This is a genomic window from Pantoea sp. PGP6 (genome assembly GCF_053474785.1).
The window spans coordinates 115,003-132,029 of record NZ_JBQBMA010000002.1; the positions used below are offsets into that span (position 1 = coordinate 115,003).

Annotated in this window: 17 protein-coding genes, 3 pseudogenes and 1 other annotated feature; of the genes and pseudogenes, 12 read left to right on the top strand and 8 right to left on the bottom strand. The window is 52.2% G+C overall.

What is annotated here, in order from left to right; genetic code table 11:
- The first annotated feature begins 19 nt into the window (after positions 1–19).
- Positions 20–922 carry an EamA family transporter RarD gene (gene rarD, locus ACLIBF_RS20925; protein ID WP_448310488.1) on the top strand — a complete coding sequence of 301 codons (903 nt, stop codon included), beginning with the start codon at positions 20–22 and terminating at the stop codon, positions 920–922.
- Here rarD and ACLIBF_RS20930 read toward each other — a convergent pair.
- The 5 genes from ACLIBF_RS20930 to tnpA form a co-directional block, all read right to left on the bottom strand.
- Positions 891–1,382: a nuclear transport factor 2 family protein gene (locus ACLIBF_RS20930; RefSeq protein ID WP_448310489.1), complete on the bottom strand. Its 492-nt coding sequence runs from the start codon at positions 1,380–1,382 to the stop codon at positions 891–893. The genes rarD and ACLIBF_RS20930 overlap by 32 nt on opposite strands.
- 209 nt (positions 1,383–1,591) lie before the next feature.
- Positions 1,592–2,338, bottom strand: a complete 747-nt coding sequence (locus tag ACLIBF_RS20935) for an SDR family NAD(P)-dependent oxidoreductase (protein ID WP_448310490.1) — start codon at positions 2,336–2,338, stop codon at positions 1,592–1,594.
- Positions 2,339–2,581: 243 nt separating this feature from the next.
- Complete coding sequence (gene tnpC / locus ACLIBF_RS20940) at positions 2,582–4,120, bottom strand: IS66 family transposase (protein WP_052908737.1); 1,539 nt, start codon at positions 4,118–4,120, stop codon at positions 2,582–2,584.
- Positions 4,121–4,169: 49 nt separating this feature from the next.
- Positions 4,170–4,517, bottom strand: a complete 348-nt coding sequence (gene tnpB / locus ACLIBF_RS20945) for an IS66 family insertion sequence element accessory protein TnpB (RefSeq protein WP_052908738.1) — start codon at positions 4,515–4,517, stop codon at positions 4,170–4,172.
- Positions 4,514–4,894, bottom strand: coding sequence for an IS66-like element accessory protein TnpA (tnpA, locus tag ACLIBF_RS20950; RefSeq protein ID WP_052908739.1), 381 nt, complete (start codon positions 4,892–4,894; stop codon positions 4,514–4,516). The genes tnpB and tnpA overlap by 4 nt, the downstream gene beginning before the upstream one ends.
- Before the next feature lie 239 nt (positions 4,895–5,133).
- Between tnpA and ACLIBF_RS20955 the strand changes: the two genes are divergently transcribed.
- The 3 genes from ACLIBF_RS20955 (at position 5,134) to ACLIBF_RS20965 (ending at position 6,379) form a co-directional block, all read left to right on the top strand.
- Entirely contained in the window at positions 5,134–5,292 is a 159-nt protein-coding gene (locus ACLIBF_RS20955) for a toxin-antitoxin system HicB family antitoxin (RefSeq protein WP_448310713.1), read from the top strand.
- 323 nt (positions 5,293–5,615) lie between these two features.
- Positions 5,616–6,014, top strand: a complete 399-nt coding sequence (locus tag ACLIBF_RS20960) for a hypothetical protein (RefSeq protein WP_448310491.1) — start codon at positions 5,616–5,618, stop codon at positions 6,012–6,014.
- Positions 6,015–6,193: 179 nt separating this feature from the next.
- Positions 6,194–6,379 (top strand): general stress protein, encoded by a 186-nt coding sequence (locus ACLIBF_RS20965; RefSeq protein ID WP_448310492.1) that lies wholly within the window; start codon positions 6,194–6,196, stop codon positions 6,377–6,379.
- Positions 6,380–6,634: 255 nt separating this feature from the next.
- Here the strand turns inward: ACLIBF_RS20965 and ACLIBF_RS20970 are convergent, their stop codons facing one another.
- Complete coding sequence (locus ACLIBF_RS20970) at positions 6,635–6,829, bottom strand: hypothetical protein (RefSeq protein ID WP_448310493.1); 195 nt, start codon at positions 6,827–6,829, stop codon at positions 6,635–6,637.
- 288 nt (positions 6,830–7,117) lie between these two features.
- Positions 7,118–7,543 carry a GNAT family N-acetyltransferase gene (locus ACLIBF_RS20975; RefSeq protein WP_448310494.1) on the bottom strand — a complete coding sequence of 142 codons (426 nt, stop codon included), beginning with the start codon at positions 7,541–7,543 and terminating at the stop codon, positions 7,118–7,120.
- Between the two features lie 412 nt (positions 7,544–7,955).
- Between ACLIBF_RS20975 and ACLIBF_RS20980 the strand changes: the two are divergent.
- Positions 7,956–9,166 (top strand): annotated as a pseudogene (locus ACLIBF_RS20980) (IS3 family transposase).
- Positions 8,234–8,350: a sequence feature (AL1L pseudoknot), on the top strand. It overlaps the preceding pseudogene by 117 nt.
- A gap of 138 nt (positions 9,167–9,304) precedes the next feature.
- Here the strand turns inward: ACLIBF_RS20980 and ACLIBF_RS20985 are convergent.
- Positions 9,305–10,354 (bottom strand): alpha/beta hydrolase, encoded by a 1,050-nt coding sequence (locus ACLIBF_RS20985; RefSeq protein ID WP_140034343.1) that lies wholly within the window; start codon positions 10,352–10,354, stop codon positions 9,305–9,307.
- A 405-nt stretch (positions 10,355–10,759) separates the two neighbouring features.
- On the opposite strand from ACLIBF_RS20985, the pseudogene ACLIBF_RS20990 reads away from it, so the two are divergent.
- From ACLIBF_RS20990 to ACLIBF_RS21020, 7 genes and pseudogenes are all read left to right on the top strand, one after another.
- Positions 10,760–11,770: pseudogene (locus ACLIBF_RS20990) on the top strand (aldo/keto reductase).
- Positions 11,771–11,785: 15 nt separating this feature from the next.
- A complete protein-coding gene (locus ACLIBF_RS20995; protein WP_031594267.1) occupies positions 11,786–12,466 on the top strand; it encodes a heavy metal response regulator transcription factor in 681 nt (226 codons plus the stop codon).
- 15 nt (positions 12,467–12,481) lie between these two features.
- The gene (locus tag ACLIBF_RS21000; protein ID WP_448310495.1) at positions 12,482–13,939 is read left to right on the top strand and encodes a heavy metal sensor histidine kinase; all 1,458 of its coding nucleotides are present in this window, start codon (positions 12,482–12,484) and stop codon (positions 13,937–13,939) included.
- Between the two features lie 65 nt (positions 13,940–14,004).
- Positions 14,005–14,484, top strand: coding sequence for a (R)-mandelonitrile lyase (locus tag ACLIBF_RS21005; RefSeq protein ID WP_448310496.1), 480 nt, complete (start codon positions 14,005–14,007; stop codon positions 14,482–14,484).
- On the top strand, positions 14,462–15,223 hold the full coding sequence (locus ACLIBF_RS21010) for a carboxymuconolactone decarboxylase family protein (RefSeq protein ID WP_448310497.1): 762 nt from the start codon (positions 14,462–14,464) through the stop codon (positions 15,221–15,223). Before ACLIBF_RS21005 ends, ACLIBF_RS21010 begins: the two co-directional genes overlap by 23 nt.
- An 11-nt stretch (positions 15,224–15,234) precedes the next feature.
- Entirely contained in the window at positions 15,235–15,819 is a 585-nt protein-coding gene (locus ACLIBF_RS21015) for a flavodoxin (protein WP_448310498.1), read from the top strand.
- A gap of 108 nt (positions 15,820–15,927) precedes the next feature.
- Positions 15,928–16,993, top strand: a pseudogene (locus ACLIBF_RS21020) (alpha/beta hydrolase).
- Positions 16,994–17,027 lie beyond the last annotated feature (34 nt).

Here is a 17,027-nt window from a genome sequence, read left to right on the forward strand (position 1 = left end):
TACACGGCCAGGGGGGAATATGTCTGCACGCAAAGGCATCACGCTGTCATTACTGTCCTCAGTACTGTTTTCTGTACTCTGTTATTACAGTGTTTTTTTGTATCCGCTGAACGGATGGCAGATAGCCGGATGGCGTGCAGTAACCACCGCATTGTTGCTGATACTGGCGCTGGCTTTTCGAAAGAAAATGAAGCCTTTCTGGCGCTATTTTTTGTCAGTGGTTAAAAGTGCCCGGCTGCTCGCTGCAATGTGTGTCTGCGCTGCGCTTCTTGCCCTGCAGATAATCATTTTCTGCTGGGCTCCAGTCAACGGGCAAAGCCGGTCACTGGCACTCGGCTACTTTCTGCTTCCTCTGGTCATGGTAATAACCGGCAGAGCCCTGTACGGCGAAATGATGTCGGGATGGCAGAAAATTGCTGTATTGCTTGCGGCATGCGGCGTTACGGCTGAAGTGTTCATGGTCCGTTCACTTCCTCTGGTGGCCCTCGTGGTTATGCTGGGGTATCCGCCCTATTTCATAATCAAACGTCAGCTTAAAAGCGACGCTTTTTTCAGCGTGATAGCAGAGAATTTATTTCTCATGATACCGGCAGTTGTTCTTCTGATTTATCAGGGAAGCGGAAATGAATGGTTACCCACCGGTGGGTGGCGCACTGTCACAGGGCTGGGCTTAATGAGCTGTTCTGCCTTACTCTGCTTTCTGCTTGCCAGCAGCAGTCTCTCGTTTACGCTGTTTGGCATGCTGTCATATGTCGAACCCCTGTTGTTATTTCTGGTATCACTTTTTCTGCCGGGAGAAAAACTGTCTCTGTCATCACTGTTAACGTATGTCCCGATATGGCTTGCCGTTCTGGCACTGATGGCTGACGGGTATAAAAAAGTGAAGTCTACTACGCTCTCTCAGTCCGCGAACTGTCGATAGGCGTACCCACATGAAACTGAAGTGCACCCATCAACCGGGGAACCACGTTGCGCGATGTAAACCGCCACTGGCCGTCGTGTTTCTCAAAACTGTCGTAATACCTGCCTGTGCATACGGGCTGCAAAGGAAACCCCTCCAGTTCCTGATGCACGGTGAAATAGCTGACGCAGGTAGCTGAATTACCGGAAGGTGAAACATCTGTCAGCACATTAGAAACGTTATGCCACGTCCGGGGAGTTCCGTCCTTATGACGCTGAACGCCACGGTTAAGAAACTGCTCAACCTCTTCACTACCATGAGCCGTATCACTAAGAACAATAAATTCAGCATGTTTAAACAACCCGGCATTCTCAGCAAATTTCCCGTCATCCAGGTTGTGGGCATAGGTAGCGAGTAAACGCTGAATTTCTAACTCATCGAAATAATGTTGTTCATTTTCTGCGCGAACGGAATTAATCATAATTTGAACTCTTCAGGTCAGGGTTGAAATGGATCCGCCACGCACAAACCAGGCGAACCACGTTAAATATTGCCGTTGAAAATCAGCGCAGCAGGTCCACTGCCGACAGGAAGCATCTGCGCCGGACCAAATCGTGGCAGCAGGACCGGTTCCCGCAGCAGGGAGGACTGCCATGTTGCCCAAAAATATTCCTTCTCCAGTAACAACAGTCAGATCTGAGATGCGCCGCCATCGGCAAAAATCTCCGCGCCGTTGATATAACTGGCATCATCACTGGCGAGGAAGACAACAGCTTTTGCTATTTCTTCTGTCTGGCCGATGCGGCCAATCGGGCTGCGGTCACGCAAAGACTGCAGGATGGCGTCAACGGGGTCGGGAAGGAAATCGTGTAAGGATTGAGTATCCACCGGTCCGGGGCTGAGGATATTGATGCGAACGCCAGCACCTTTTATGTCCAGAATCCAGCTGCGTACCATTGCACGTAAAGCAGCCTTGGTGCCTCCATAAACACTGAGGCCCTGACCGGGATTAATGGATGCCGTTGAGCCCGTGATAATAATGCTGCTTCCTGGTTTCATAAGTGGTAATGCTTTCTGAACGGTAAACGTGACACCCCTTACGTTCGTTGTGAACTGACGATCGAACTTCTCCGGGGTAATCTGCCCGAGGGGTTCAAATTCGCCCATGCCGGCATTTGCTATCAGAATGTCAATGCGACCAAACCGGGACAATATTTGCTTATAAAAATTATCCAGTTCGGAGAGGCTGGATACATCCACCTGAAACTGACTCGCATCCGGTCCAAGAGTACTGAGTGCAGATTCAAGTTTATTCTTGTCCCGCCCGGTAATGATCACAGTTGCACCGAGTGCTGCTAATTCCTGTGCGATCCCAAGACCAATGCCAGATGATGCGCCGGTCACAACCGCGATTTTGTTCTGAAAAGAGTGAGTCACTGTGTATTCTCCTCACTGCCGTGAGCTAGATGTATAGTGATCACTACATGTAAAAGTAAAACACCACAAGTTAAAACTTAACTTAAATTAAAAAAATCTTTCATATCAATTACATGATTGTATAGCTTTATGCTGGTTATTTTAGTGATTACTACATGAATGGATTCAGGAAGCAAATTGAAACAAGAAAACAGGTTGCGATGAACGTAAGCGTCCAGCGAGAACCGTATTGACGGGGATGTGTTATTCAGTTGGCAGTGCTACGTGCCAGGGGAGCAGTTCACGCACCCGATTGACCGGCCAGTCAGCTATGACGTCAAGCACATGGCGAAGGTAGGTTTCTGGATCCACGCCGTTCAGTCTGCACGTCCCGATCAGACTGTACAGCAACGCGCCACGCTCACCACCGTGGTCTGAGCCGAAGAACAACCAGTTTTTACGACCCAGACTGACCATCCGCAGGGCATTTTCAGCGATGTTGTTATCGGCTTCCGCCCAGCCGTCCTCCGCATAGTACATGAGTGCCGGCCACTGGTTCAGGGTGTATGCGAACGCCTTCGCCAGCTCCGAGTGTCGCGACAGCGTTTTCATCTTTTCACGCAGCCAGCTTTCCAGTGTTTTCAGTAGCGGCTTCGTTTTCAGCTGACGTTCAGCAAGGCGCTGCTCTGCCGGTATTCCCCTTATATCCGCCTCGATGGCATACAACTCGCTGATACGTTTCAGGGCTTCCTCTGTCAGGGCTGACGGGGTGCGGACGTGCACATCGTGGATTTTACGGCGGGCGTGAGCCCAGCACGCGGCTTCCGTTATCCGGCCATCGCGGTACAGCTCGTTGAACCCGGCGTATGCATCCGCCTGAAGCACTCCGCTGAAGCCCGCGAGATGGGTCTGCGGGTGGAGCCCTTTTCTGTCCGGGCTGTAAGCGAACCACACGGCCGGTGCCAGCGCTGATCCGGCGTTGCGGTCATCACGAACGTATGTCCACAACCGCCCGGTCTTCGTCTTCTTATTACCCGGCAACAGCACCTGCACTGGGGTATCATCGGCATGGAGTTTGCCGTCGGTCAACACATAGTCCTGAAGCGCCTCTTCCAGCGGTGACAGCAGCCGGCAGCATGCATCCACCCAGCCCGACAGCAGTGAACGGCTCAGTTCCACACCCTGGCGGCTGTATATTTCTGACTGGCGGTACAGCGGGGTATGCTCTGCATACTTTGAGGTCAGCACACGGGCCAGCAGCCCCGGCCCGGCGATACCCCGCTCGATGGGGCGTGAAGGGGCGGGGGCCTGCACGATGGCGTCGCATTTTGTGCAGGCATGTTTTTCCCGTACGGTCCGGATAACCCGGAAGGCGCTGCGCATCAGCTCCAGCTGTTCGGCGGTATCTTCGCCCAGATAGCTCAGCGCACCGCCGCAGTCCGGGCAGCATGCCTCTGCCGGCAGCAACCGTTTTTCATCGCGGGGGAGTGATTCGGGGAACGGTTTACGGGTGCGGGTCTGCCGCAGAGAGCGCTGCACTGCCGGGTCATCCACCCGACCGGCCAGCGTATCACTTTCCTTCTGCAGCCGGTTCAGGTCGGCTTCCATCTGTGTGATACGGCGGGAGACCTTTTCGGAACGACTGCCGAAGTTCATCCGGCGAAGCTTATCCAGTTGCGCCTGCAGATAGTCTATTTCGCGCTCCCGGTTGCTCAGCTTTTCCTGCAGGGCGTGGATCAACGCTTCCTGTTCAGCCAGGCGCTGTTTCAGCAGAGGGATGTCGTCAGAAGAGGTGTCGTTCATAAGCCCGCATTTTACCAGGCTTATTCTGCGACAACCAGGATAAACAGGCCTACAGCATGGTCAGGGAGGTCAGCAACCGTTTAGGCTGCCTCCAGTCGATACCTTCCATCAGCATCGCCAGCTGCGCGGGCGTCAGGAACACTTTGCCATCGCGGGCTGACGGCCAGGCGAAGCGGCCGCGCTCCAGCCGTTTGGTCAGCAGACACAGCCCGTCGCCGGTAGACCAGAGGAGTTTCACCTGACTGCCGCTGCGGCCCCGGAAGATGAAGACGTGGCCGGACATCGGATCGTCTTTCAGCGCCGTCTGCACTTTTGCAGCCAGCCCGTTGAAGCCGTTGCGCATGTCGGTGATGCCGGCAACCAGCCAGATTTTAGTGCCGGAAGGTAGCGGGATCATCGCTTAAGTTCCTGTACCAGCAGAGTCAGGAGCTTTTCGCTGACAGTGCCGTTGAGGCGAAGCGTTCCGTGCCGGAACGTTACCTCACAGCTGATACTGAGGGGCTCAGGATCCTCTGCGTACTGCTCTGGCTGTACGGCGGTGGCATCGAGAGTCACAGGGAGTAGCTGAGGACTCTCTGAGGAAGGTAATAGCAGCTTTCCCTCACGCCACTGCTGGCGCCATTTAAATAACAGATTGGCGTTGATACCGTTTTCAAGCGCCAGTTTTGAGATGGAGATACCGGGTTCGCATGAGGCCGCAACAAGCTGCTGCTTAAACTCAGGAGAATAATTAGGGCAGCCCTTACGCCTGCCGGGAGTCACATTTTTCTGCATATCTGACACTTTGGTTCCCACTACTTATTTGGTGGACACCACTTTGTCGGATGAATCAGATTATGACCAGACGGCCCTCGCTGGACGCTTACCGATGAACTGCATTTGATCGCGAAGCATTAGTCGCAATTGCACAGGCACACTTTCATGAACATGGCTATGACGCTGTCAGAATTGCTGACCTGAAGCGGGCGCTGAATATCAAGCCGACGGATATCAAGGTACATACCTGACTATTCATCGATAATCATGAGGGTCCATACAAGACAACGGTCAAACGTGACGTAAAAAAGTCCAAATCCGGTAAATTTCCGACATTTCAGATCCGGATCGCACCTGAGCTGAAAGCGCAGTTTAAAGTTGCAGCGAAAGAGGCGGGGATGAGGCTTGGAAACTGATTGAAAACGCCTGGATGGAGGGATTTGGAGCGGCTGGAGGTTGAAGAAGTTAAGAAGTAGAATGTATTAGCTGATGGTTGATGTGATGTGTTTGTTGAACAGCGCAAAAGTTTATTTAATGGTCCGCTGTGTGCCAAAAGCGGACGTTGCTAACATCGGCATGTACTAATCTGCAGAGATCAGTTAACAGTGCATAGCCATGCAGCCGCGCAGAAATCTCCAGTGGCGTTTTTCACGATGCAGGCATAGAAAGGTGCCGGAAACGGCCGTCAGGCCGCAGAATCGCGCTGATGGACTCTCAGGCGGTGCGGCCAAGAACTCTTATGTTAAATCCGGGCGCCTGGCCGGTTCACCCGGAGTTGCTGCGCTCAGTGCAGATGGGGCGGCTGTGCGCCTGCTCTGCTGCCGCCATCCAGATCTGCCGCCTGGACGCTTCTGATGGCGGCGCGTATCGCTATCTCCCGCCACGTTTCATCTGCGGCGATCAGGAAAGTCTGCAGCTTCAGGAGAAGTATGGCATTGGTTATGCGCGCTCCCTCATCGAGCAGCTCAAGGATGGCTTCGCCAATTATTGTGTCAGACAGCCTTTTGTCTTGGTTTCCGTACATGGGGGACCTGCTTGCTGTGAGTTGTGCCCGTACGGCAGGCGAAGCCTGCAGGATACGCGAAAGCTGCCGCTCTGGCAGGGAAGGAACTTAAATAACTTTAAGTTGCGCTATTAGAGACAGAGATATTTCTCTGTAACGAATTTTTCCCGCCCTGAGCGGGTTTTTTTTGCCTTAAAAACGGCAAAAAACGATCGATGCGGCAGTCTGAGCGCTGTGCACGCCTGATTAGGCGCAGAGGGAAAAAGTTAAGGCTATGCTTTATCTGGCTTTACTTAACTCAAACCGGAGGCGTTATGGCAGGACGTAGAGGCGGTGCCGGCAATTTTGCGGAAAATCCAGAACGGGCTGCAGAAGCTGGCCAAAAAGGTGGCCGCATAAGCGGCGGGAACTTCAAGAACAACCCAGAGCGAGCCCGTGAAGCAGGCAGAAAGGGAGGCCAGATCAGCCGGAGAGGTGCTCCTGATCGCAAGGTTTCCTGAAATAAGTTGCTAAAGACCCGCCCTGGCGGGTTTTTTTCATGCCCTGCGTAAAAAGGACGTTATGGTAAAATTGGCAGAACTCACCTGTCATCATGATTTTGACGTCCGCTCTTCGCTCATAGTGGACATTGACTGCATGGCAATTCACTTTGCCCGAACTCGCCATTCATCCCATCACTACCTTCAAAAGGCGCAGAAAAAACCCGCTCAGGGCGGGTTTTGTGTAAGGGAGGTCTCAGTCGCACCTTTTTATTTTCAGGCTTGACTGGGGACTTTAATCTTAAACCTCTCCCCTTCTTTGCTTATCTTTGCGCCTTTGTCACTCCAGCTGTCAGCTATCTCAAAAAAATCATCACTGCTGACGTCAAAATCCAGAACGACTTCATTATAGTTACCACTGCCCAGCATCTCGTTTGTCTGTTTTACAGAATCTGATTTTCCTGCTTTCACCTCAACCTCCGGTCCCGGTGTAATCGAACTACATCGTCAGAAACAGCGCAATCGCCCTGACACGTTCCGTACCCATAACCTTCTGTTATGCCCCTGCTTTAGTATAAGAAACCGCTTAACCGGGCAAGTGCCAGTTAAAAGTGAGTGACAGGCCACGATGCGGTTAACATGCACTGTCTAGCCTTTTACTGGCCACGGGACAATGAGGTCCGCTTCGTGCCAGAAGCGGACGTTGTACTTTCAAAGGAACTGTGGCCGGGTATTGAGAAATACTTGTTATGTTTGCTTTTATCTATTGGTATAGATATCAGGCCGGTTGATAGCCCACGCGTAGTTTTTCTTATTCACCGGTTCATAGCCAAACTTTTCATAAAGCCAGGGCGCAGTTGTTGTGAATAACAAGATCCTACGAAGCTTTTCAAACACCGGGTGGCTATGAATACATTCCATAAGCAATCTCCCCAACCCGTCGCCCTGGTATTCCTCAAGTACATACACATCACAAAGATACGCGAAAGTAGCATAGTCCGTTATCAGACGTGCAAATCCTGCCTGAGATTCATTGTGATAAATGCCAAAGTTAAGGCTGTTCGCTACTGAAGCCGTGACGGTTTCCAGATCTATACCTTTTGCCCATGTAGATCTCGTCAAATACTGATGCACAGCCTGTATGTTCAACTTTGCATTGTCTGTACTGATCAGAAAATCATTCATACGCCATTCATGTATCGCTGAAATGCTCACTTTCACACCTGTCCAGATGTTGTAGGGAGACTTAACCTTATCATTATCTAAGAGAAATTATCCGAACTGAATCGAGCTGATTTCCAAAGATTGAACCGTTAGCGCTAATGCACAATGTCCGCTCTTCGCTCATAGCGGACTTAGCATCTTCAACAAATGATCGTGCTACGTGAATTCTGTTGAAAATCCGACGTGATTCCCACAAAGCGTAAAAGTTTGCCCGGGTATACCCAAATGTCATAGGGTAAATCGCGCCTGAAAACCCCTAATGTCATCACTTATAAGTCATGGGGCATATTGTCATAACCTAAAAGTCACCGGCTCGAAGGGTGAACCGCCCCGGTAATCCTGGAGACTACACTCTTTGAGAGAGGTAACCAGGATGACAAAACATAACCGATTTCCCCCTGAAGTTCGTCAACGCGCTATTCGTATGGTTCTGGAAAACCAGAATACCTACAACTCACAATGGGCCGCTATCTGCTCCATTGCCCCTAAGATCGGCTGCACTCCCGAGACATTGCGTATCTGGATCCGTCAGCAGGAGCCCGTTGATGATGAGCAGAATGCGCTGACTGCCAGCGAACGCCAGCGTCTGAAAGAACTGGAGCGGGAAGTCCGCGAGCTGCGCCGCAGCAATGATATTCTGCGTCAGGCTTCAGCGTATTTTGCCCAGGCGGAGCTCGACCGCCACTGGAAAAAATAATGTCGCTTCTGGAAAATCTGAGCGGTGAACACGGGGTCGGGCCAGTCTGTCATGAGCTGGATATTGCTCCGTCAACGTACTACTGGCATCAGCAACGCCGGAAGTGTCCTGAACGACGCAGTAGTCGGGATAAACGCGATGCCGTGCTGATACCTGAGATACAGCGCGTATACGAAGAAAACTACAGCGTTTACGGTGTGCGTAAGGTCTGGCGACAGCTAAAACGTGAAGGTGTCGGCGTTGCCCGCTGCACCATTGAGCGCCTGATGAAAGCCCTGCAGCTACGTGGGGTGACACGCGGCAAAAGTGTCAGAACCACCCGCAGCAACAAAGCCGAAACACCGCAGGATCGGGTGAACCGGCAGTTCGTGGCTGAACGGCCCGATAGTCTTTGAGTGGCCGATTTTACCTACGTCAGCACCTGGCAGGGGTTCGCATATGTGGCCTTCATCATTGATGTGTTCGCCGGTGTTATCGTGGGCTGGCGGGTCTCATCCACGATGGAAACGTCGTTCGTGCTGGATGCACTGGAGCAGGCGCTGTGGGCCAGACGCCCGAGCGGTACCATCCATCACAGCGACAAAGGTTCGCAATATGTGTCACTGGCGTACACGCAACGGCTGCAGGACGCGGAGCTGCTGGCTTCAACAGGCAGCACGGGCGACTCATATGACAATGCGATGGCAGAAAGTATCAACGGGTTGTACAAAGCGGAGGTGATCCACAGGCAAAGCTGGAAAACCCGACAGGATGTTGAGCTGGCTACGCTGAAATGGGTGGACTGGTACAATAATCACCGATTGATGGAACGGACCGGATATATCCCGCCAGTGGAGGCAGAAAAAGCCTATTACGCTTCGCTGAATGACCGGGATGTGGCAGCCTGATCACTCAGGCAAAATACTCTCCAGGAAAACCGGAGCGGTTCAATATCACTTAAAAGAAAAGAGTGAAGTGAAGCGTGAAGTGACGGCAGGCAGGTGATATCCCCCAGCCTGACAGACCGGGGTGTCCTCGGAGGCTGACTAAATATTCTTATCGAAGAATACGTCTAACTTTTGCATTGCCTGATCAACATATCCGGGAACCCAGTAAGTCTCGATATGGGTTGCACCGTCGATAAGGAACAGTTCTTTGTTTTTCGTACCGGTCGCTTTAGCAAATGCAGCTTCGGTCATATACAAGGTATCTGCCTTTGTACCGGCAATCATTAACAGCGGTTTATTGATGAGATTGATGTGGTCTGTCACGTCAAAGTTCATCAAATCCAGCAGGCTACTTGTCGTGTATTTAAAGGTAGAGTTCGGGTGCGCGTGGGTTTTCCAGTAGTACTCATAGCCTTGTCGGTATAAGGCAAAAGGTAATTTAGCGATCTGTTCATCAGTCAGATTTGCATCGCCGGAATAAAGAACCTTCCCTCCGGCAGCTTCCTGAGCCCGCGCGTCAGAAGCCTGCTGCAGCCGCTGCTGGACAGTATCCAGCTGTGAATCCTGTAAACCATTACGGCGTACAAGCCCTGAATTAAACATGCTGACTGTTGCGATCGATTTGAACCGTTTGTCCGTTTCGGCTGCAACAAGTGAATACCCACCGCCGCCACAGATGCCAAGCAGGCCGAGGCGGGACGTATCCACCCCCGGATACTGGCTGATGTAGTCAGCCATACCGTGAACATCCTCAATGCGGTTTGCAGGCTTATCCACACTGCGAGGTCTGCCACCGCTGCCGCCCTGCCAGGCTGCATCGGCAGTAATAGTAATGTAACCATGCTCAGCGAGGCGTTGCGCATACAACCCGGCGACCTGTTCTTTCACACCACCATTGGGGTGTGCGACCACCACTGCAGGGTATTTTTTTGCAGGGTCGTAATTGGCCGGGGTGTAGACATTCGCGGCAATCTGGATGCCATGCAGATCGTATTTTACCGGATGGATGTTGACCTTGCCTTTGACGTTCTCAGTGATGGCACCGTCATAAGCGAGCGTAAAGGGGTTTTTTTTGTAGTCAGCCGCATTGACTGAAGTCGCTCCGGCTATTGCCGTGAGCAGTATTGCGCTTATAAGCGTGAATTTCATGGTCTCTCCCGATGCGTGTCAGCCCGGCTCTGCAGGCTGCGGTATCAAATATGCAGTCCCAGATTAGGAGCGGGGGGCTGTCAGCATCGTGACAGAGACATAACATTTTTGTCAGGAAGCGTTATCGGGCAGGGAACCTTTTCTGACAGGGCTGTCAGCCAGCCGTCAGCATTATGTTGGCAATCAGGGAGCAGAATGTTCTCTGGTTAAATGGGATTCATATTCAATTTGCTGCAAAAGGAATGGTCCATGAAAAGTCAAAACAACCCTGCAATGCCAGTACGACGTAAGCTGTTATTCGCCGGGGCCGGTATTGCCGCCGCATCAATTGTTCCCCAGGCAACGGCGGCGGGGAAATCCTTTCAGGTCGATTCAACGGGACACAGTAGCCAGCGCGTTGCGGCAATGAGCAGACGCAAACTCGGTAATCTCGACGTTTCTGCCCTTGGCCTGGGCGTGCAGAACATGAGCCGTAAATATGATACCTCTGTCCCGTGGCGTCCTGAGATGGTGAAGGTTATCCGCCGGGCATTTGATGAGGGTGTAACGTTCTTTGACGCAGCAGAAGCGTACGGACCCTTTGAAGTAGAGAAAATCCTCGGGGAAGGCGTTGGCCCTTTCCGGGATAAAATCGTTATCGCCACCAAGTTTGGCTGGAACATTGATCAGCAGACAGGTAAACGCCTGCCTGGCCTCAATAGCCGACCGGAGCATATCAGGCTGGTAGTAGAAAACATGCTTAAGCGCCTGCATACCGATCGCATCGATTTACTCTATCAGCACCGGGTCGATCCTCAGGTTCCGATCGAAGACGTCGCCGGTGTCATAAAGGATTTAATGGATCAGGGGAAAGTCCTGCACTGGGGTCTGTCCGAGATGGGCATCAATACGCTGAAGCGGGCGCATGCGGCATTACCTGTCACTGCCGTACAAAGTGAATATTCCATGCTCTGGCGAGGACCAGAAAAACATGTGCTTCCGCTCTGTGAGGAGCTGGGGATTGGATTTGTGCCGTGGAGCCCACTAGGCGTACAGTTTTTAACAGGCTGGATTGATGAAAAAACCCGATTTGCTGCAGGTGATATACGCGCCATAGAAACCCGCTTCTCCCCCGACCACCTCCCGCATAACCTACAGCTGGTTGAGTTACTGAAAACCTGGGCGATAAGAAAAGACGCCGCACCGGGTCAGATTGCGCTGGCATGGCTGATGGCACGTAAACCCTAGATAGTCCCGATCCCGGGAACCACAAATAAAGACCATATGCTGCAGAACACGGCTTCTGTTGCCGTCTCGCTGACCCCTGCTGAGATGACCGAGCTGACCGGTTCACTGGACGCTATCATCGTCCGGGGGCAACGGCTGCCGGATGCAGTACAGGTTTATTCAGATGTTGAAGCTCCGCTGAAAAGTTAAGAGGAAATCCCCGTTATGCGCCTGTTGTTAGTCGAAGATGAAGAAAAAACGTCAACCTATCTCAGTCGTGCGCTGGGTGAATCGGGTTTTACGGTGGATGTTTCTGCAGAGGGTGCCGAAGGTCTTCATTACGCGCTGGAGTTCGACTACGACGCGATAATTCTTGATGTGATGCTGCCGGGGATGGATGGCTACCGGGTACTTGAAGGCATACGCGCCAGTAAACAGACCCCCGTACTGATGTTATCTGCACGGGGATCGGTCGATGAGCGCGTCAAAGGACTCAGGCTTGGCGCAGATGACTATCTCCCCAAACCGTTCTCGCTTATCGAACTGGTAGCTCGTATTCAGGCTCTGGTACGTCGCCGGTCAACAGATGGTGCCGACATCACGCAATTACAGATTCACGATCTGCAACTCGACCTGCTGGCTCGCAGGGTGTTTCGTGCCGGAACGCGACTTGAGCTGACCGCGAAGGAATTTGCTCTGCTGAGCTTTCTGGCCCGTCATCAGGGCGAGATTCTGTCAAAGATGATGATCGCTGAACAGATATGGGACATGAATTTTGACAGTGATGCCAACGTAGTTGAGGTTGCCATTAAACGTCTGCGGGCAAAAATTGATGCCCCGTTCGACATTAAGTTACTCCATACCGTGCGCGGGATGGGGTACGTTCTGGAAGTCAGGCCAGTATAAATGAAGGGGGTAAGCATGAAAAAGCGCGCCATCTCAGTCCATCTGGCATTGATGTTTGCATTATCGGCACTTCTGATTGTTTCTGTTATCGGCATCCTGCTAAGAAGCTCATTACATGAATCCCTGCAAAAGCAAATGCACAACGAGCTGCTGTTTCGGGAATCATTAATGAGCCCGTGGATCACCGCCCGAACCTCAGCTGACGGCTGGTCAGTGCTTGCCAGTAAGTTCACCGTTCTGACCAATTCCGAAGGTGAGCGCGTTCGCTACTGGATTGTCAGTGATGATCCACGGTTCAGTATCGGTGGTACACCGCCAGTGGGAGTCGGGTGGTCTTCTTTACAGGAAGGCTTCAATAAAATGCCCGGCGCCTCCGACGGACCTTGTTCACTTTTCCTGTTAGTGAAAACTATCCCCCCAAAGGGTGAAAGACCTGAGTTGCGCTATGTCGTTGCCATCGACTCCACACCGTATATGGGCACACTCAATGCGTTCACCCGCACACTGCTGATTATTACCGCACTGGGTGTCTTTGTTGTCGCTTTACTGGGTTATATGGTCTCAAAAATCGGCCTGCGTCCGGTAGGCGCCCTTAGCAAACAGGCGCAACAACTCGCCCCTGGAGACCACGGCCAACGCCTTGATACCACGAGATTACCCAAAGAGTTGCAGCAACTCGCCTCGTCATTTAACGGCGTGCTGGAGCGTCAGGAGATAGCGTGGAGACAACTCGAAAGTTTTAATGCGGATGTGGCCCATGAACTCCGAACGCCACTTACAAATCTTATTGGTCAGACGCAACTGGGGCTATCACGCCGGCGGTCACATGATGAACTGGAAGAGTTACTCGGTTCTAATCTCGAGGAGCTTGAACGTATGACATCGATCGTTAACGACATGCTTTTTCTGTCACATGCTCATGCAGGTGAACATGCTTCTCAGCTTGCCCGGGTCTCCCTGCGGGAAGAAACCCTCAAAACAGCGGAATATGTCGAACCCTCGTTTGCTGAAAAACAGCTTTCACTGGACGTTGAGGGCGATGTCATTGCGCATATTGACCGGCGGTTATTTCACCGCTCCCTGGCTAATTTACTGGAAAACAGTGCAAGGCATTCACCTCCGGCAAGCACGGTGACCGTCAGGCTGAGCGAAAAAAATAATTACGCCTGTGTTGAGGTTTCAAATCCGGGAGAGCCCATTGCAGCAGAGCATTTACGTCGACTTTTCGAACGCTTCTATAGGGTCGACACCTCCAGAGCCAACAGTGATACCCATCATGGGCTGGGCCTTTCGATCGTACGTGCCGTTGCTATTATGCACCAGGGAGATGTCTTTGCGCGCAGTAAAAGTGGCGTCAATACGTTTGGACTGAACTTTGCAATGCAACCCGGAAAAGCGTTCTGTGATGTTCTTCCTGAGGTGGAATCCGGAATACATTTAACTGACACAATTGTCAGGAGATCGTCAGCCTGACGACATGCCACTCTCGCTAGAATCATCGCAGGCTTTCCACCTCATGACTGATAAGGACGCTTTGCATGATCAGACATTTACGCTACATCGGGCTGTTACTGCCTCTTTTTACTGTCCCATCCTGGGCTGCGGAGCAAAATACCTCAGCTCAGATTGCTCCCGCTGGAAGCCAGGCCGCAGTATATGGACCTGCGGAGAATTTTACCGGGCGTGTCCGGGTTGATCCTCTCTTCAGACCTGATAACAATATGAGAGTTTCAGGCGCTTACGTCACCTTCGAGCCGGGTGCCCGCTCCGCCTGGCATACGCATCCGGCAGGTCAACGACTCATTGTCACTGCCGGTGTCGGGCTCATGCAGCAGGAAGGTCAGCCTGTGCAGGTAATCCGCCCTGGTGATGTCGTCTCCTGCCCTCCTGGCGTCAGGCACTGGCATGGTGCTTCGCCTGACAGCGCCCTAACGCATCTGGCGATTACGGGGATCGTCGATGGTAAAAGCGTTAACTGGATGGAGAAGGTGACAGATGAACAATACCATGCCCATTAAAGCATTGATGGCAGCGGTACTTCTCACCGCTGGTTTTGGTCTCCTGACAAACGTTGCGTCAGCGGCGAAAGGCACCTCAGAAATGAACCAGGAAAAAACCGTTTCAGACGCGCTGACGACCCGTCAGCAGGCTATCCCTTTGATTGCAGCATCAATGGCCAGCAGTCAGATGGATAAGCTGGACCGTGCGCTGAATCAGGGACTGGATGCAGGACTCACAATAAACGAGGCCAAAGAAATTCTCGTGCAGCTCTATGCTTATACGGGTTTTCCTCGCAGCCTGAATGCCCTCAGTGCGCTGATGAAGGTTGTTGACGCGCGAAAGCAACGCGGCATTAAAGATGTTGAGGGTGCAGAACCTGCTTCGCCCATCCCTGTCGGTGATGAACTTCGTCAGATCGGCACCGCTAATCAGACCAGAATCTCAGGGGCACCCGTCCAGGGGCCACTTTTTGATTTTGCACCGGCCATCAATCAGTTCCTGCAAACCCACCTGTTCGGCGACATTTTCGCGCGAGATAACCTCGACTGGCAAAGCCGTGAACTGGCAACGGTCGGCGCACTGGCGGCCACGCCAGGTGTTGAAGCCCAGCTGTTATCGCATACCCGTGCCAGTATGCGGGTCGGCCTGACGGCTGCTCAGTTGCGCCAGCTGGCAGAGGTTTTGCGTGCGCATGGCGAAAATGATGCCGCCATGCGTGCTGAAAAAGCGCTACAGCAGGCACTGGCGCGTAAATAGAGGAGTCAGTTATGCCCCATGATCCTACCCGACGAATGCTGATCACAGCGCTTGCCGGGCTTTCGCTGGCGAACGTTTCACTGGCATCGGCGGCGCCCGGAACTGCTAACGTTCAGGGCAACAGCCGTATTCTGGTGGCGTATTTTTCCCGTAGTGGCAATACACGGGTCATTGCGGGTGTCATTCACCGAAGCCTGAAAACCGATCTGTTTGAAATCGAACCGGCTGCACCTTATCCGGAAGACTATTTTAAGACCGTTGAGCAGGCGAAAAATGAGCGAGCCCGGGGAATAAAACCGGCTTTAAAAAATAGCGTACCCGATATCGGACGCTACGAAACTGTCTATTTAGGTTTCCCTGTCTGGGGAACCAGCGTGCCGCCCGCAGTGCAGACCTTTCTGAGCAGCCATAACCTGGCGGAGAAGTTGCTTATACCTTTCATTACCCATGGCGGTTACGGCAAAGGTGACAGCGACGATATTCTTGCAAATCTTGCCCCGGACGCGCATCGGGGAAAAGCTCTGGTCATTGAATGTGATCAGGAACGAAGAACCACGGAAACGGTAACGAACTGGTTAGAGACGATACGCAGCTGATTACCCGTGCTCATAAAATTCTCAGATAAGGGTAATCACAGGGGGCCAAATAATCCTCTCTGACAACTCAGATATGATTGAACGCCAAACGTAACAGAGGACGTAATCTTGAAAACAATCTTAAAAAACGCTGGCCATTTGCATGATGGCAGGTGGTCTGGTGACTCAGTCCATTTATGCCGCGCCTCTGGTCATTCGGGACCAGGGATGCTTTTCTGCCGGTGGTACTGTTATCACCGCTCCCGGGAAGTTTGACGCAACGAAGCCGCTGGATTCCGCTGGCCAGACTTATCATGGCGATCATGCATCAGTGTTCTACCAGATCCCGGAGAATCCTCATAAATATCCCCTGGTCATGTTGCATGGCGCAGGCCAGTTTTCGCGTACCTGGGAAAGTACGCCGGACGGTCGTGAAGGATTCCAGAACATATTCCTGCGTCGTGGATTCGCAACGTATCTGGTTGACCAACCGCGTCGGGGCAGTGCGGGACGCACGACGGCAGAAGGCACTGTAACGCCGAAGCCGGATGAGCAGATGTGGTTCAATCAGTTCCGTGTAGGTGTCTGGCCAGACTATTTTAAAGGCGTCCAGTTCTCTCACGATAAAGAAGCTCTGAATCAGTATTTCCGCCAGATGACCCCGAATACCGGGCCATTTGATATCAATGTAATATCTGATGCCATGTCCGCCGTAGTGGATAAATCTGGTCCGGCTATTCTCTTCACTCACTCTCAGGGCGGTGGTCCCGGCTGGTACACCGCAATGAAAAACAGCAAGGTCAAAGCCATTGTCGCCTTCGAACCGGGTAGCAGTTTTGTTTTCCCGGAGAAAGAATTACCTGCACCAATGCCAAGCGCATTTGACACACTGAAAGGTGAACCTGTTCCGATGGAACAGTTTATGGCGCTGACTAAAATCCCGATCCTGATTATTTATGGCGATAACATACCGGATAAACCTGCAGCTATGCCGGCTCAGGACAGCTGGCGAGTACGTCTGGCTATGGCCCGCGAGTGGCGCGATGTGGTGAACAAACATGGCGGAGATGTGACAGTGACGCATCTGCCTGAAGCGGGAATCAAAGGTAATACCCACTTCCCGTTCTCTGACCTGAATAATGTGCAAATCGCTGATTTAGTCAGCCAGTTTCTGAAAGAAAAAAATTTGCAGTAGGGAGTGAGCGAGCGAAGGCTGAGTTCAGTCACGA

Bases quoted from the DNA above. Each gene is read 5' to 3' on its own strand.
- ACLIBF_RS20975 (WP_448310494.1), bottom strand. From the start codon at position 7,543: ATGAATGATTTTCTGATCAGTACAGACAATGCAAAGTTGAACATACAG.
- rarD (WP_448310488.1), top strand. From the start codon at position 20: ATGTCTGCACGCAAAGGCATCACGCTGTCATTACTGTCCTCAGTACTG.
- ACLIBF_RS20995 (WP_031594267.1), top strand. From the start codon at position 11,786: ATGCGCCTGTTGTTAGTCGAAGATGAAGAAAAAACGTCAACCTATCTC.
- ACLIBF_RS21015 (WP_448310498.1), top strand. From the start codon at position 15,235: ATGCCCCATGATCCTACCCGACGAATGCTGATCACAGCGCTTGCCGGG.
- ACLIBF_RS21000 (WP_448310495.1), top strand. From the start codon at position 12,482: ATGAAAAAGCGCGCCATCTCAGTCCATCTGGCATTGATGTTTGCATTA.
- tnpC (WP_052908737.1), bottom strand. From the start codon at position 4,120: ATGAACGACACCTCTTCTGACGACATCCCTCTGCTGAAACAGCGCCTG.
- ACLIBF_RS20930 (WP_448310489.1), bottom strand. From the start codon at position 1,382: ATGATTAATTCCGTTCGCGCAGAAAATGAACAACATTATTTCGATGAG.
- ACLIBF_RS20965 (WP_448310492.1), top strand. From the start codon at position 6,194: ATGGCAGGACGTAGAGGCGGTGCCGGCAATTTTGCGGAAAATCCAGAA.
- tnpA (WP_052908739.1), bottom strand. From the start codon at position 4,894: ATGCAGAAAAATGTGACTCCCGGCAGGCGTAAGGGCTGCCCTAATTAT.
- ACLIBF_RS21010 (WP_448310497.1), top strand. From the start codon at position 14,462: ATGAACAATACCATGCCCATTAAAGCATTGATGGCAGCGGTACTTCTC.
- ACLIBF_RS20960 (WP_448310491.1), top strand. From the start codon at position 5,616: ATGTTAAATCCGGGCGCCTGGCCGGTTCACCCGGAGTTGCTGCGCTCA.
- ACLIBF_RS20985 (WP_140034343.1), bottom strand. From the start codon at position 10,354: ATGAAATTCACGCTTATAAGCGCAATACTGCTCACGGCAATAGCCGGA.
- ACLIBF_RS21005 (WP_448310496.1), top strand. From the start codon at position 14,005: ATGATCAGACATTTACGCTACATCGGGCTGTTACTGCCTCTTTTTACT.
- tnpB (WP_052908738.1), bottom strand. From the start codon at position 4,517: ATGATCCCGCTACCTTCCGGCACTAAAATCTGGCTGGTTGCCGGCATC.